The organism is Pseudomonas sp. B21-015 (assembly GCF_024749285.1).
Classification (GTDB): domain Bacteria; phylum Pseudomonadota; class Gammaproteobacteria; order Pseudomonadales; family Pseudomonadaceae; genus Aquipseudomonas.
Genome location: NZ_CP087196.1, coordinates 2,452,686 through 2,466,851, shown reverse-complemented (window position 1 = coordinate 2,466,851; position 14,166 = coordinate 2,452,686). Strand labels below are relative to the sequence as shown.

General features: G+C 60.7%; 12 protein-coding genes. 3 read left to right on the top strand and 9 right to left on the bottom strand.

Annotated features, from left to right (window positions below):
- Window positions 1–23 precede the first annotated feature (23 nt).
- The 5 genes from LOY38_RS11255 to LOY38_RS11235 form a co-directional block, all read right to left on the bottom strand.
- Window positions 24–1,862: an amidohydrolase gene (locus tag LOY38_RS11255; RefSeq protein ID WP_258700071.1), complete on the bottom strand. Its 1,839-nt coding sequence runs from the start codon at window positions 1,860–1,862 to the stop codon at window positions 24–26.
- Window positions 1,863–1,907: 45 nt separating this feature from the next.
- Window positions 1,908–2,534, bottom strand: coding sequence for an antibiotic biosynthesis monooxygenase (locus tag LOY38_RS11250; protein WP_258700070.1), 627 nt, complete (start codon window positions 2,532–2,534; stop codon window positions 1,908–1,910).
- Window positions 2,527–2,943, bottom strand: coding sequence for a DoxX family protein (locus tag LOY38_RS11245; protein WP_258700069.1), 417 nt, complete (start codon window positions 2,941–2,943; stop codon window positions 2,527–2,529). Before LOY38_RS11245 ends, LOY38_RS11250 begins: the two co-directional genes overlap by 8 nt.
- A gap of 274 nt (window positions 2,944–3,217) precedes the next feature.
- Entirely contained in the window at window positions 3,218–3,586 is a 369-nt protein-coding gene (locus LOY38_RS11240; protein WP_258700068.1) for a DUF6124 family protein, read from the bottom strand.
- A gap of 537 nt (window positions 3,587–4,123) precedes the next feature.
- Window positions 4,124–5,047 carry a LysR family transcriptional regulator gene (locus tag LOY38_RS11235; protein ID WP_258700067.1) on the bottom strand — a complete coding sequence of 308 codons (924 nt, stop codon included), beginning with the start codon at window positions 5,045–5,047 and terminating at the stop codon, window positions 4,124–4,126.
- A gap of 237 nt (window positions 5,048–5,284) precedes the next feature.
- Here LOY38_RS11235 and LOY38_RS11230 point away from each other — a divergent pair, with 237 nt between their 5' ends.
- Complete coding sequence (locus LOY38_RS11230) at window positions 5,285–5,749, top strand: helix-turn-helix domain-containing protein (protein ID WP_258700066.1); 465 nt, start codon at window positions 5,285–5,287, stop codon at window positions 5,747–5,749.
- A 33-nt stretch (window positions 5,750–5,782) separates the two neighbouring features.
- On the opposite strand, the gene LOY38_RS11225 is transcribed toward LOY38_RS11230, so the two are convergent.
- Complete coding sequence (locus LOY38_RS11225) at window positions 5,783–6,607, bottom strand: alpha/beta fold hydrolase (RefSeq protein WP_258700065.1); 825 nt, start codon at window positions 6,605–6,607, stop codon at window positions 5,783–5,785.
- A gap of 33 nt (window positions 6,608–6,640) precedes the next feature.
- Complete coding sequence (locus LOY38_RS11220; protein ID WP_258700064.1) at window positions 6,641–7,216, bottom strand: flavodoxin family protein; 576 nt, start codon at window positions 7,214–7,216, stop codon at window positions 6,641–6,643.
- 343 nt (window positions 7,217–7,559) lie between these two features.
- Here LOY38_RS11220 and LOY38_RS11215 point away from each other — a divergent pair, with 343 nt between their 5' ends.
- Window positions 7,560–10,364, top strand: coding sequence for a helix-turn-helix transcriptional regulator (locus LOY38_RS11215; RefSeq protein ID WP_258700063.1), 2,805 nt, complete (start codon window positions 7,560–7,562; stop codon window positions 10,362–10,364).
- On the opposite strand, the gene LOY38_RS11210 is transcribed toward LOY38_RS11215, so the two are convergent.
- Together LOY38_RS11210 and LOY38_RS11205 are read right to left on the bottom strand one after the other, a co-directional pair.
- Window positions 10,329–11,807, bottom strand: coding sequence for a helix-turn-helix transcriptional regulator (locus LOY38_RS11210; protein WP_258700062.1), 1,479 nt, complete (start codon window positions 11,805–11,807; stop codon window positions 10,329–10,331). The two genes, LOY38_RS11215 and LOY38_RS11210, sit on opposite strands and share 36 nt — an antisense overlap.
- Window positions 11,808–11,993: 186 nt before the next feature.
- Entirely contained in the window at window positions 11,994–12,944 is a 951-nt protein-coding gene (locus LOY38_RS11205; RefSeq protein WP_258700061.1) for a GlxA family transcriptional regulator, read from the bottom strand.
- 323 nt (window positions 12,945–13,267) lie between these two features.
- Between LOY38_RS11205 and LOY38_RS11200 the strand changes: the two genes are divergently transcribed.
- Complete coding sequence (locus LOY38_RS11200) at window positions 13,268–13,990, top strand: pirin family protein (RefSeq protein WP_258700060.1); 723 nt, start codon at window positions 13,268–13,270, stop codon at window positions 13,988–13,990.
- The last annotated feature ends 176 nt before the right edge of the window (window positions 13,991–14,166 follow it).

Below are 14,166 nucleotides of genomic sequence, written 5' to 3'. Positions count from 1 at the left end.
AGGCCAGCGCTTTTTTGTAATCACTAAAAAGCAAAACATGAACAGCCAAATGCGCCCCAGAACCCCTGGAAATCGCTGACCGGCGCATTCGACAGACGCGCTCGTTCATGGCTGTGGGAATGCACCGCGCACGGTCCGCTGCAATGGTGAACCTGCGCCTGCATCGGTGAAGCCGGACGCCAGTGCCCTGGCACCTTGACCACCGGCGACCAGTCCGGCAGCACCGGCACGCTGGCAGGTCCGAGTTTTTCGAAATCGCCGGCGGCGTACACCACCTTGCCGCCGACTACGGTCAACACCGATTCGATCCACTTGATGGCTTCTTCCTCGACGCTGAAAAAGTCCGCGCTCAGCGTCGCCAGATCCGCCAGTTGTCCGACCTTGATCTGGCCTTTCTTGCCTTGCTCCGACGAGAACCAGGCACTGCCGTGGGTGAACAGTTCCAGTGCGGTCTGCCGCGTCAGGCCTTCTTCATACAGCGCCAGGCCACCGACAGTGCGGCCGCTGACCATCCAGTACAGCGACGTCCATGGGTTGTAGCTGGAAACCCGCGTGGCATCGGTGCCAGCACCGACCGGCACACCCTCGGCCAACATGCGCTTGATCGGCGGCGTGCTTTCAGCCGCCTTGCTGCCATAACGTTCGACGAAATATTCGCCCTGGAACGCCATCCGGTCCTGGATCGCAATGCCGCCACCCAGCGCCCTCACCCGCTCGATGTTGTGCGGGGTGATGGTTTCAGCATGGTCGAAAAACCATGGCAAACCGTTGAACGGAATATCGCGGTTGACCTTCTCGAACACGTCGAGCATGCGGCTGATGGATTCGTTGTAAGTGGCGTGCAAACGGAACGGCCAGCGCTGCTCGACCAGGTGGCGAACCACCGGCTCCAGCTCCTGCTCCATGGTCTGCGGCAGGTCCGGACGCGGCTCGAGGAAGTCCTCGAAGTCCGCCGCCGAGAACACCAGCATTTCCCCAGCACCGTTGTGCCGCAGGAAGTCGTCGCCCTGATGCAACTTGACGCTGCCGGTCCAGTTCTGGAAATCGCTCAGCTCTTCTTTGGGCTTCTGGGTGAACAGGTTGTAGGCAATGCGGATGGTCAGTTGCTGGTCCTTGGCCAGCTGCTCGATCACCTGATAATCGTCCGGGTAATTCTGGAAACCACCGCCGGCATCGATCGCACTGGTCAGCCCGAGGCGGTTGAGTTCGCGCATGAACTGGCGGGTCGAGTTGACCTGATATTCCAGCGGCAGCTTCGGCCCCTTGGCCAGGGTCGAATACAGGATCATCGCGTTGGGCCGCGCGACCAGCATGCCGGTCGGGTTGCCGTTGGCATCACGCACGATTTCACCGCCCGGCGGGTTCGGCGTGTCGCGGGTGTAACCGGCCACTCGCAGCGCGGCACGGTTAAGCAGCGCGCGGTCGTATAAATGCAGGACAAACACCGGCGTATCCGGCGCCGCCTGATTGAGCTCTTCCAGAGTCGGCATGCGCTTCTCGGCAAACTGGAATTCGTTCCAGCCACCCACCACCCGTACCCATTGCGGTGTCGGTGTGCGGTCGGCTTGCTCCTTGAGCATGCGCAACGCATCGGCCAGGGACGGCACGCCTTCCCAGCGCAGTTCGAGGTTGTAGTTCAAGCCGCCACGGATCAGGTGCAGGTGCGAGTCGTTGAGGCCGGGGATGACGCAACGGCCCTTGAGGTCGATGACCTGGGTGCCCGAGCCGCGCAGGGCCATCGCCTCTGCATCGTTGCCGACAGCGACAAAGCGCCCGTCCTTGATCGCAACGGCACTGGCCAGCGGTTTTTCCCGGTCTACGGTATGAAATTGGCCATTGAACAGAATCAGATCGGCGTTCATCGCAGTTCCTTCGTCATCAGTGAAATGAAGCAAAAAAGCGCCAGCTCAGCGCGGCGAATTTGCGTTGGATTCGAGGTGCTCCCGTGGCTGACTGGCCGTCAGCCACGGCGCAAACAAGCGAGTCGCGGCCGGCATGCACACGTACACCACCGACACCACGATGGTCAGGGTGATCAGGAACGTGGCGACCACGTAGTTGGAGAGAAAAGCGTTGAATTTGAGCAGCGGCCCCCAGAGCAGCGGCACCAGCAAGGTGTGCGGCAGAATCACCAGCAACGACACCACGGCCTGCTTCCAGCGCGGTGGCGGCGACGCGGCATCGGCCAGCGGCGCGAACCAGAATTCGTTGACCGGGTTGACCTCGGTCTGGTCGCCGTCGGCCAGCATCGACGCGGCTTCATCGATCAACGACTGACGTTGCGGCGAATCGAGCCAGTGCTGCATGGCCTCGGTGGAGCAAAAGCGCAACACGCAGGTGAACATGTCCAGGCCACCGTTCTTGCCGCGGATCACGTCCACGCCCAGATGTCCTTCCGTGCGCCCCGCTACGCTGACGATGTTGCGCAGCCAGGCTTCATAGGCTGCTTCGAAACCGGCCTTGACCCGGTGCTTGACGATCAGCGTCACGATCTCATCGGACCCCGGCGCTTTTTGAGTTCGGGCTTCAGGCATAACGGAGCACTCCGGGCAAACGGACATTGAGCGCCAGCCGTCCCGGCCCGGCGATAAACACACTGGTAAAGAGGATCAACAGCAGCCAGCCGAACTGCCCTTCGGCCACACTCCATTGCGGGTGCACGACCAGCAGCGCCACCAGCAGCACAAACAGAATAGGCAAGCACGCCAGGCGCACCAGCACCCCGGCGACAATCAGCAACGGGCACAGCACTTCGGCGAAAATCGCCAGGCTCAGGGTGAGGTGGGCACCGAGGTGGAACGGGTCTTCGATCAGTTGCAGCTGCGCACTGAAGTCCAGCAGCTTGGGCAAGCCGTGCACCCACAGCAGAAACAGACCACCGCTGACCCGCAGAAACAGCAGCCCGACATCCCGCGCCTGTTCATCCCGTTGCGAAGCGTTCATGGCTCACCCTTGTTCAATCACTGGCCTGAATAGTGCCGCCAAGGGGTAGGGAAAAATTGGATGTACGTGCTCTCTTTGCCCCAACACACTGATCGCCCAAACAACACATCCCCTGTGGGAGCGAGCCTGCTCGCGATGGCGGCCTTCCGGTCAACAATGATGTTGCCTGACACTCCGTCATCGCGAGCAGGCTCGCTCCCACAGGGTTTTGTGCGTGTTCACTACTGCTCAGGCAACAAAAAACGGCCCGAAGGCCGTTTCGTATTGAATCCGGTCAGACGGCCGGGGCTGCCTTCAATTCCAGACTATCCAGCGCCCGACTCACAGCCAGTTCACCTATCATGATGAGCTGCGCGACGCCCAGTATCGTATTGCGCTGCGGCCCCTCCAGAAACCCGGCGCAGTCACTGGCGATCACCTTGGCCGAGGCAAAGGATTCGCAGGCATTGGCCAGTAGCTCTTCGATGTCGATGTCCGGGGCGACGGTGTAAATCGTGCTCGGTTTGCGCGGGGTCTTGGGGTCGGACGGTTTGAGGTAGTGATCGAGGGCGCGTTCGGCAGCTTCGTGGAGTTTTTTGGGATCGAGGGGATCGTAGGGGGAAACGCCGTCGGTTTCTGGCGGGTTAGGTGTGGCTTTGAACATGGTGATGTCTCCGTTATACCTGATGGAACCACCAGTACCTGTCGCTAAACAAGTAAGGGTGGCGGCTGTACGCAGGTTAGCGAACCGAGAGGTATAAGACCCGGCAGACCCGAGGGCCTCCCGCGCACAGCCACCATATCGAAACTGCAGACATGGAATGCCTGCAATATGACGGAGCGTTGTTGCGCTTATACCTGTTCAAGTCGCTAAACCCGATCGCTGATTGGCAGCGATGCGGAAACGATAAAGACCAGGCCCAAAGCGCACAAGCCGGCGGATTCTGGCGCAGTCGTAGGCAACGGCGCAAGGATCTGTAGCTTTCAGGAAGTAACGCTAAACACTATTAAACACAGCCTTCGAATCAACACACATTCCCCTGTGGGAGCGAGCCTGCTCGCGATGGCGGCCTTCCAGTCAACAATGATGTCGTCTGACACTCCATTATCGCGAGCAGGCTCGCTCCCACAGGGGATTTCGGGTATATCCGCAAAATCGGGTCGACCGTCAGGATCAAAAGATCGCAGCCTTCGGCAGCTCCTACGGTGCCGGTATTTTCAGGGGTTCGGACATGAACTGGCTGATCCGCGACCTCAACCAGCGCTCTGCCGGATCGTTGTCATGCACCCCGCTCCAGGCCATCGACAGTTGCGCGGCATCAATGGGGAACGGCGGATCTTCGGCGCGCAACGCACAGCCTTCGACCAACGCGCACGCGGCATAGTCCGGGACAGTGGCGATCATTTCCGTGCCAGCGAGCAACGCGCGCAAACCACTGAATTGCGGCACGCCGAGCACCACGCGACGGGTGCGGCCGACCTTGGCCAGGTCGAGGTCGATGTTGCCGCTCAGGTCGCCGGAGAACGACACCATCGCATGCGGACGGGCGCAGTATTCGTCCAGCGTCAACGGCCCCGGGCGCTCATCGCCGCGCAGGACTTTGCAGGGAATGTCCCGCAGCTTCTTGCGCTTGGCATTGGCCGGCAGATCCGTGGTGTAGCTCACCCCCACCGAGATCTCCCCCGACGCCAGCAACGCCGGCATCAACAGATAGTTGGCGCGGCGCACCACGACCACGATCCCCGGCGCCTCTTCCTGCAACTGCCGCAGCAATGGCGGAAACAGGCCGAACTCGGCATCGTCCGATAGCCCGATGCGGAACACATCGCAGCTGCTGGCCGGGTCGAACTCCTTGGCCCGGCTGACCGCCCCCGAGATGGTGTCCATCGCCTGTTGCAGTTCCGTGAGAATCGCCAACGCCCGCGCCGTCGGCTCCATTCCACGACCGTTACGCAGCAACAACGGATCGTCGAACAAATCACGCAACCGCCCAAGCGCGGCGCTCACCGCCGGTTGACCCATGAACAGTTTTTCGGCGACCCGGGTCAGGTTCTTTTCGAACATCAGCGCTTCGAAAATCACCAGCAGGTTCATGTCGACGCGGCGCAGATCATTACGGTTCATAAGCACAATCCCATTGTGTTTTGGGCCAGGCACGAGGGCAGACGAGCGTCGTCTGACTTTACTCGAGACGCCCGTCCCGTTCGAGGAATTAACAACGTTTAACTCGCAAGCCAAAGCCCTCGCGACCAAGAATGAAGCCTTCTGCGCAGGCCTCTTTTTTTAGAATTTTTAGAAAAAGAAACGTGCTGACCCACCGTGCAGTGCACCCGCGCGCGCCCACCGACACGGACATTGGCCATGGCTCACATTCAGCAAAACGCGATCAAGGCGTGTGCCATTGAAACGCAAAAAAAACCCACGGGCGGCCTTAGCCCCTGGCGCGAAACACGGGTCAAACAACTGATCCTCGACCACCTCGGTGAAACCCTGGAAGTGACCGAACTGGCACGGGCCTGTGCCCTGTCGCGCAGTCATTTTTCCCGTGCGTTCAAGTGCAGTACCGGCCTCTCGCCGCAAGAGTGGATACGTCAGCAACGCATCGCACGGGCCAAGCAGTTGATCCAGGACACGGACCTGACCCTGACGCAAATCAGCCTGGAATGTGGCTTCTGCGATCAGGCACATTTCTCTCATATCTTTACTCGCAGCGAAGGCATCACACCGTTTGCCTGGCGCTGCCGGACCGTTCGTGTTCTTCCCTCTCTCAAGATCAAAAGATCGCAGCCTTCGGCAGCTCCTACGGGTGTTCACATAACCCTGTAGGAGCTGGCGCAGCCTGCGATCTTTTGATTTTGATCAGCCTTTGATAAACGCCAGCAGATCTTCGTTGAGTTGATCCTTGTGGGTATCGGTCAGGCCGTGCGGGGCTCCTGGGTAGACCTTCAATGTGGAGCCCTTGACCAGTTTTGCCGAGGCGATGCCCGAGGCTTCAATCGGCACCACCTGATCATCGTCGCCATGCACCACGAGGGTTGGCACGTCGAACTTCTTCAGGTCTTCGGTGAAGTCGGTTTCAGAGAACGCCTTGATGCAGTCGTACGCGTTCTTGTGACCGGAGGCCATGCCCTGCAACCAGAACCAGTCGATCATGCCTTGCGAGGGTTTGGCGCCCGGCCGGTTGAAACCGAAGAACGGACCGCTGGCCAGATCCTTGTACAGTTGCGAACGGTCGACCAACGATGCCTGACGAATACCGTCGAACACTTCCAACGGCAGGCCACCCGGGTTGGCCTCGGTCTTGAGCATCAGCGGCGGCACCGATGAAATCAGCCCGGCCTTGGCCACGCGACCAGTGCCGTAGCGACCGATGTAGCGCGCCACTTCGCCACCGCCGGTGGAGAAGCCGAACAGCACGGTGTTTTGCAGATCCAAATGCTCGATCAGCTGCGCGAGGTCATCGGCGTAGGTGTCCATTTCGTTGCCGAACCATGGCTGGCTCGAACGACCGTGACCACGACGGTCATGGGCGATGACCCGGTAGCCTTTGGAGGCCAGGAAGATCATCTGCGACTCCCAACTGTCGGCATTCAACGGCCAACCGTGGCTGAAGACGATCGGCTGACCGGTGCCCCAGTCCTTGTAGTAAATCTCGGTGCCGTCTCGGGTGGTAAAGGTGCTCATCATGATTCTCCTGATGCATGGGGTTTACGACGGTTAATCAGAGGTATGGGCCATTCGCTCGGCCAGGCGCGCCACCCGCTCGCCCAAATGTGCGGCGGTACGGCGGTCTTCCTGGGGGGGTGCAAATTCTGGGGATTGCTCGACGTTCGATTGGGCCATCGCCCCCAGCGAACTGCCGAGTCGATTCAACTGCCCGTCGAACACGCCGATGCTGCTGCGCGCCGGCAACAGGTCGAGGCCGACCCAGATCATCGAGTGCTGGGCGGCGAACACCGCCATCTGCAGCAAGGTGTTGAGCTTGTCGCCGCACAGGCAACCGGAGTTGGTAAACCCGGCAGCGAGTTTGTCGCGCCAGGGTTGCGCCAGGTAGAACGACGCGGTGGCTTCCATGAAGCCCTTGAACGCCGCCGAGGCGCTGCCCATGTAGGTCGGGGCGCCGAAGATGATTGCATCGGCACGGTGCAAGCGTTCCCAGTGCTCGTCCACTTCCTCCACCGGAATCAGCCGACTGGTGCTGCCCAGGTGCCGTTCCACTCCCAGGCCCACGGCTTCGGCCATGACCCGGGTGTGCCCGTAACCACTGTGATAGACCACCACCACGTTGCTCATTCCGGCTCCTCCAGAAGTGTTCGTCCTTTTGCGGCACGCTTTTTGTTGCACTTTCTGTTGCAAAAAGGCCGATACCTTCGGCTACTTGAAGAAATGGATTTTTGAGCGTAGACCGGACTCGGTACGAGTTAAACGTTGTTAATTTTTCACCGTGCACCCATGACCCCGGCGCGCCCTCTACCCGCACTGTGCCCAATAAATACGGGACCACTGGGTAATGACGGCAAGGCAACAACCGATGCACACGCCGAGAACGCGCCTGACGCTGCGTTGCGTTGCCGAAAAAACCTGAGGAATATGCCTGAATAGCGCGTGATAGACGGATGCAAGCAGGAGTGACCCGTTGACCCTTTCCCCCGAACAGGCCATCCATTTCGGCCCCTACCGGATCTACCCCGGACAACGCCTGGTGATGGAGGCCGACCAGCCCCTGCGCCTGGGCCGGCGGGCCATGGACATTCTGTTGATCCTGCTGGAGCACGCAGGCCAGGTGGTGAGCAAGCAGCACCTGATCGCCCGGGTCTGGCCGAAAAGCGTGGTGGAAGACATCAACCTGCGCGTGCACATGGCGGCACTGCGCAAAGCCCTCGGTGACGGTCAGGCCGGCCAGCGTTACATCGTCACCGTCGCCCAGCGCGGCTACAGTTTTGTCGCTCCGTTTTCCCTGGAGCCCATCGAACAACGCCCGCAAAACGACGCCAATGAACCAGGCGGCCATAACCTGCCGATCCGCCGGACCCGCATGATCGGCCGTCAGGCCCTGGTCGACAGCCTGTTGGCGCAACTCTCGCGGCAGCGTTTCATCACCCTCGTGGGCCCCGGCGGGATCGGCAAGACGACCGTGGCGCTGCGCGTCGCCGAGCAACTGATCGGTCGCTATCGAGACGGCATTCGCCTGCTGGACCTGGCACCGATCAACGACCCCTTGATGATCGGCGCACACCTGGCGACAGCGCTAGGCCTGTCGTTGCATGACGCCGAACCCATGAACGGGCTCGCCACGTGCTTGCGCGACCGGCAGATGCTGCTGGTCATCGATAACTGCGAACACTTGATCGATGCCATTGCGTTGCTCAGCGAAAGTATCCTGCGCACAGCGCCCCAAGTGCATATTCTGGCCACCAGTCGCGAAAGCCTGCGGGCCGAAGGCGAATGCGTGCAGCGCCTGGAATCGCTGGACTGCCCACCGCCCATCGCGGTCCTCGACCGCGCTCAGGCCCTGACGTTTTCGGCGCTGCAATTGTTTGTCGAGCGGGCGATGGCCAGCCACGACAGCTTCGAACTGAGCGAAGCCGAGCTGCCGCTGGCAATTGAAATCTGCCGTCGCCTGGACGGTATACCGCTGGCGATCGAACTGGCGGCGGCGCAAGTCGGCAACCTGGGTTTGAGTGGCTTGCTGTCACAACTGCAAGGCAGTTTTCGTCTGCTCGCCCAAGGCTGCCCGACGACCATGGGCCGCCATCAAACCCTGCGCGCCACACTGGACTGGAGCTTCGAACTGCTCAATGCCTGCGAGCAAACCTGCCTGCGCCGATTGGGGATATTCCGGGGCGGTTTTACCCTGGAATCGGCGGCCGCCGTGATTGTCGGCCAGTACATCGAGCCCGACGTGGTATTTGGCTCGATTACCCAATTGGTGGCCAAGTCATTGCTGAACGTGGAAGTCGGCGAGGAAGAAGTGTTCTACCGTCTGCTCGACACCACACGTGGCTATGCGCTGGAAAAACTCGACCAGGCCCAAGAGCTGGCGGACATCCGGGAGCGCCATGCCGAATGCTGCCTGGCCTTGATGCAGCAGGCGCAGAGCGATTGGGAACACACCCCGAGCGAGCGCTGGACCGAGCGTTACGCCCGCAACCTGGAAGACATTCGTGCGGCGCTCGATTGGGCCTTGAATACTCAAGGGTCGCAAGCGTTGGCCATCCGCCTTGCCGCGACCTCAACACCGCTCTGGCAGGAACTGTCGCTGCTCAAGGAGCACGGTGTGTATGTGCGCAAGGCCTTGGCGTTGCTCAAGGCGACAGACCATCCCTGCCCGCGTTTGAAAATGACCTTGAAGCTCGCCCTCGGCAGCTCCTGCTACCACACCCAGGGCGGTACCGCTGAAACCATCGAAGCGTTCGTCAGTGCCAAACGACTGGCCGAACACTGTAACGATATGGCCGGTCAGCTCAGGGCAATCTCGGGGCACATGGCGGTCAACCTCAGTTGTGGCCAGTACCAAATGGCCCTGGAGCAGAGCCGACAATTTGACTGTTTGGGACTGCACGGCGACGCAGTGTTATCCCTGAGCACTCACCGCTTGCGGGTCTTGGCCCTGCATTTTGCCGGGGATCAGGCACTGGCGCGGGAGAGTGCCGAGCAGGTCATTCAACGCCTGGCCCAGAGCGGCCACCTCAACCGCTTCACCCATGGCTTTGGCGTGCAGTACGACCAGAGCGTGGCGGCCCTGACGATTCTGGCGCGCATTCTCTGGTTGCAAGGGCTCCCGGAGAAAGCCTGGCACACCGCACGACAGGCGCTCGACATCGCGATGCAGATCAATCATGGCACGTCCATCTGCTACACCCTGGCGCTGTCCGGTTGCCTGATGGCCCATTACAACGGCAACGCGCCGGTCGCCCGCGAACTCCTGGCCTTGCTGCTTGAGCAGGCGAAGAAACACTCGGTGTTGCTGTTCTACACCTGGGCCAAACATTACGCGCAGGTGATCGACGTTGCCGATACGCCCTCGTCCCCGCGACCAGACACCGGGTTGGTCAAGGAAATCATGGTCACGCTGGACAGCCGTTTCATCGATGATGCGTTGCTGGAACGGGCCGAAAACGGCGCGGCGGGCTGGAGCACGGCGGAGATTCTGCGGGCCAGGGCCGACGCGTTACTGGCAGAGAATTGCCCGAACAGCGTCGACGCGGCCGAGGCGGTGCTGCTCAAGGCTTTAGCCGTGGCGAAAACCCAGGGAGCGCTGGCCTGGGAACTGCGCAGCGCCACATCACTGGCTCAGCTGTGGCAACGTCAGGGCCACTTGCGACAAGCCCATGAGCTGCTGGCGCCGATTTACCAGCGTTTCACCGAAGGCTTCGCCACACCGGACCTGATCAAAGTCCGGCGGCTACTCGACGAGCTGCAGCGCGACCTGCCTGCCTGAAGTCCGGTGAGCCGGACTGGTGTAGCGTTCATAACGCAGTTCGAAGGCGTGTAAATATCCGCTGTGTTCGAGCTTCTCCAGGGCGTAGGTGCGCGTGGTATTGAGGAAACGGTAGCGGGTCACACCGTTACCCTGCTCCACCGAGAGCAGCGATTTATTCACCAGACTCTCCACCACGTTGACCAGACTCGCGGGCAGCAACATCGCGCCACTGATCACGCCAATCGCCGCGTCCAGGGTGAACGCCATCTTGAACACCGCCAGCCGCTGCAACACCATCTGCTCCAACGGGCTCAGCCGTTCATAGCTCCAGTCCAGTGCGGCTTTGAGATTCTGATGCCGTGGCACGGCGGTGCGTCGACCTTGGCTCAACAGCTGAAAACAGTTGCCCAGTTGCGCTTGTAACCCCACCAGCGCCAGTGCATCGATCTGCGCCGCCGCCAGCTCAATGGCCAGGGGCAAGCCATCCAGCCGCCGACAAATATTGCACACGGCCTTGAGATCCTGTTGGCGCAGGGCAAACCCTTGCTGACGGGCTCGGGCGCGGCTGACCAACAGCTGCACCGCTGAATACCCCATGGCCTCGGCCACGCTATAAATCGCCGAGGCTGGAGGCACCGTCAGGGGTGGTAACCGCAGCAGCGTTTCCCCTGCCGCTCGCAGCGGTTCGCGACTGGTGGCGAGGATCGACAACCGAGGCGCCGAAGCCAGCAGATCGTCCACCACTGTCCGACAACGTTCGAGCAGATGTTCACAATTGTCGAGCACCACCAAGGCATGCCGTTGCGCCAACGCCTTTGCGCCGACGTCCAGTTCCAGAGTGCGTGACAGATGATCGACAAGCTGCGACGGGGCATCGATGGCTGCCAGATCAACCATCCAGACACCATCCCGATAGTGCTGCAACAGCAACTCGGCCACGCGCAATGCCACGGTGGTCTTGCCAATGCCAGCAGGGCCGACCAGGGTCATGAAGCGTCGAACCGGTAACTGCCTGACCACGCTGCCGACGATAGAGTCGCGACCGGTGACCGCTGTCAGCCGCGCAGGCAAGTTGTGTTGAGGCTTGTGCAAGGTTTCGACCAGCACAGGAGTGCCCGTCCGGTCGTGCTGCACCGGGGCGATGAAGCTATAACCGCGTTGGGGAATATTAACGATGTAGGGCTGCCCGTTCGGCCCATCGCCGAGCGCTCGACGCAGGGCGGCAATGTGTACGCGCAGGTTGATTTCCTCGACCACCGAGGTCGGCCAGACGTGAGCAATCAGCGCCTCTTTGCTGACCACCGCACCGGCGTGCTCGACCAGCACCTGCAAAATTTCCAGGGCTCGCCCCCCCATACGCAACGGCCGATCACCGTCCAGGATCAGCCGCTGATGCAGGTGGAACGCGTAGGGCCCGAACCGCAGTACCGTGTCGTTGTTTATATTTCTGAGGCTGTTCATGCACGTTCATGCGCTGAAAACCTGGCCCGGTTCAAGGAACTGCAAGGTCCCTCGCCCCCGCCTATCCAGGCTCCCGCACCTCCTTGAAAAAGAGTTCACGGGTATCTTGGCAGGCATGGATGACCGTACAACGGCCACGGGAGGAGCATCACCGCCAACGCGGTGCGCACGACGGACAACAACGCGCTAACTGAACTGCTCGCGGTACTGGGTGGGGGTCAGGCCGAGCTTTTCACTAAACAGAAAGCGCATATGGCGCACGCTGCCGAAGCCACTTTTATAGGCCACGGTCTTGAGCGGCAGGTCGCTGGTTTCCAGCAGATTACGGGCGTGATCGATGCGCGCGCTTTGCAGGAACTCCATCGGTGTCATGTTCACTTCCCGGGCGAAAACCCTGGCGAAGTGCCGCGCACTCATGTTCACCAGACTGGCCATACGTTCGATGCCGAACGCTTCGTCGAGGTGTTCGAGCACATGGTTCTGCACCCGGGTAATCGGCGTTTCCTGTGGCGCCACCGCCGCCATCAACGGACTGAACTGCGCCTGCCCGCCCTGGCGTTTCATCACCACCAACAACACTTTGGCGACATCCTGGGCGACTTTCTTGCCGTGGTCCTGGGCAACCACCGCCAGCGCCAAGTCGATACCGGCAGTGACACCACCGGAAGTGATGAGGTTGCGGTCCTGCACGAAAATCTGATCAGTCTCGACGATGGCCTTGGGAAAGCCTTTGATCAGCCGTTCGGTGTAATGCCAGTGAGTGGTCGCGCGAAAGCCGTCCAGCAACCCGGCATGCCCGAGCACGAACGCGCCGGTGCAGATCGACCCGTATCGGTTCGCACGGCTGACCGCAGCCTGAAGCCAGTTGAGCAGCGGCGGATGCTTTTCGTTGTAGGCCCCCGGCCCGCCCGGCACCAGCAACACATCGTAGTGCGCGCTCGCCTGATCGATGTGCAGATCGGCCTGGACACTGACGCCGTTGGAGGCCCGCAATGCGCCCTGCTCGGTGCCGATGGTCAACAGCTCGTATCGGTCTGCCGGTTGCAGATAACGATTGGCGATGGAAAACACCTCCATGGGGCCGGCCATGTCGAGCAGGAGAAAGTCTGGGAACAACACCATTGCCACGGTTTTCATGGGTTCAAGGTCACTAAAAGAGTACGGATTAATATCACTGCGCCAAACACCAAACCCTTGTGGGAGCGAGCCTGCTCGCGATAGCGGCGGGCCGGTCGACATCGATGTTGAATGAAAAACCGCCATCGCGAGCAGGCTCGCTCCCACAGGTATCCCTCCCGACATTATGGCCGAGTGTAACAACAAGGATACGTGAACCTGCTCACACAACTGTCAACCTGCACGAGACAGTATTTCAATTTTCATCTACTTATTGCACATCAAGGTAAACATTAACCTTCTCCTCACTCGGACGAATTCACGTCCTGACAGGAGATTTCATCATGCTGACCCTTCGTAAAGCCTCGGATCGCGGCGCGGCCAATCACGGTTGGTTGAAGTCGTTCCATACCTTTTCCTTTGCCAACTACCGCAACCCACGGGAACAGGGTTTTTCCGACCTGTTGGTGATCAACGACGACCGTGTGGCCGCCGGCAAAGGCTTTGGCCAGCACCCTCACCGCGACATGGAGATTTTCTCCTACGTGCTCGAAGGCGCGCTGGAACACAAGGACACTTTAGGCACCGGTTCGGTGATCCGCCCCGGTGACGTACAACTGATGAGCGCCGGCAGTGGCGTGGCGCACAGCGAATACAATCACTCATCGACACGCCCGGTGCACTTCCTGCAAATCTGGATCGTGCCTGACGTCAGCGGCGCCAAACCGCGTTATCAGCAAGAGCATTTCAGCACCCAGAAAAAACGCGGCCGCTTGCAGCTGATCATTTCCCCTGACGGGGCCAACGGTTCGCTGAACGTCCGGCAGGATGCGCGAGTGTATGCCGGGCTGATCGACGGCAAGGAAAGCGCCACGCTGGAACTGGCTGCCGATCGCTACGCTTATGTGCATGTGGCGCGGGGCAGTGTCGAGCTGAACGGCATGCAGTTGCAGGAAGGCGATGGCGTACGGGTTCGCGAAGAACAGGTGCTGACCTTGAGCAATGGCGTGGACGCCGAGGTGCTGGTGTTTGATTTGCGGCCGCAGGAGTTGCCGGAAATGCCATGACCTTGTGGCGAGGGAGCTTGCTCCCGCTGGGCTGCGCAGCGGCCCCAAAACCGGTATAGGGAGCTTTCCTGGCACACCGCATCCGCCGTATTTGCGACTGCTTCGCAGCCGAGCGGGAGCAAGCTCCCTCGCCACAGGGGCCGGCGATTAAGGTTTTCGCTAGGCACAAAAAACGG

What these genes read in the sequence shown, in the direction of transcription:
- LOY38_RS11225 (WP_258700065.1), bottom strand. Translation starts at nt 6,607, where the DNA reads ATGAGCACCTTTACCACCCGAGACGGCACCGAGATTTACTACAAGGAC.
- LOY38_RS11255 (WP_258700071.1), bottom strand. Translation starts at nt 1,862, where the DNA reads ATGAACGCCGATCTGATTCTGTTCAATGGCCAATTTCATACCGTAGAC.
- LOY38_RS11240 (WP_258700068.1), bottom strand. Translation starts at nt 3,586, where the DNA reads ATGTTCAAAGCCACACCTAACCCGCCAGAAACCGACGGCGTTTCCCCC.
- LOY38_RS11200 (WP_258700060.1), top strand. Translation starts at nt 13,268, where the DNA reads ATGCTGACCCTTCGTAAAGCCTCGGATCGCGGCGCGGCCAATCACGGT.
- LOY38_RS11235 (WP_258700067.1), bottom strand. Translation starts at nt 5,047, where the DNA reads ATGAACCGTAATGATCTGCGCCGCGTCGACATGAACCTGCTGGTGATT.
- LOY38_RS11220 (WP_258700064.1), bottom strand. Translation starts at nt 7,216, where the DNA reads ATGAGCAACGTGGTGGTGGTCTATCACAGTGGTTACGGGCACACCCGG.
- LOY38_RS11205 (WP_258700061.1), bottom strand. Translation starts at nt 12,944, where the DNA reads ATGAAAACCGTGGCAATGGTGTTGTTCCCAGACTTTCTCCTGCTCGAC.
- LOY38_RS11210 (WP_258700062.1), bottom strand. Translation starts at nt 11,807, where the DNA reads ATGAACAGCCTCAGAAATATAAACAACGACACGGTACTGCGGTTCGGG.
- LOY38_RS11250 (WP_258700070.1), bottom strand. Translation starts at nt 2,534, where the DNA reads ATGCCTGAAGCCCGAACTCAAAAAGCGCCGGGGTCCGATGAGATCGTG.
- LOY38_RS11245 (WP_258700069.1), bottom strand. Translation starts at nt 2,943, where the DNA reads ATGAACGCTTCGCAACGGGATGAACAGGCGCGGGATGTCGGGCTGCTG.
- LOY38_RS11230 (WP_258700066.1), top strand. Translation starts at nt 5,285, where the DNA reads ATGGCTCACATTCAGCAAAACGCGATCAAGGCGTGTGCCATTGAAACG.